The 373-nt window shown below is 40.5% G+C and carries 1 protein-coding gene; it reads right to left on the reverse strand.

All coding sequences use genetic code 11. From position 1 onward, the window contains the following. The coding region (locus tag AAEY62_RS20770; RefSeq protein WP_350636174.1) for an ATP-binding cassette domain-containing protein at positions 1 to 373 on the reverse strand (373 nt) is incomplete at both ends.

Genomic DNA, 373 nt, shown 5'->3' on the forward strand with positions numbered 1-373 from the left:
GCGTATAAGGGTGGCGTGGCTGGCTAAAAATACGATGCGTTGGGCCTGCTTCAACCATTTGTCCACAATATAAAACATGAATAGTATGCGACCAGTTAACAATTTCTTCTAGCTCATGAGAAATCATTAAAATAGACATGTTTTTTAACTGATTTAAGCTTTTTAACAATCTAAATACTTGTGCACGGGTGGTGCTTTCAAGTGCGGTGGTGGGCTCATCTGCAATTAATAATTTTGGCGTACGCGCAATTGCCATAGCAATCATCACTTTTTGGCACACCCCTTCTGAAAGCTCGTGGGGGTAGCTGCTAAGTATTTCTTCGTGGTTTTTAATACCGACTTTATGAATAAGTGCTTTTACTCTGTCTTTGCG

It is taken from the genome of Pseudoalteromonas sp. GW168-MNA-CIBAN-0100, assembly GCF_040309225.1.
Classification (GTDB): Bacteria; Pseudomonadota; Gammaproteobacteria; order Enterobacterales; family Alteromonadaceae; genus Pseudoalteromonas; species Pseudoalteromonas arctica.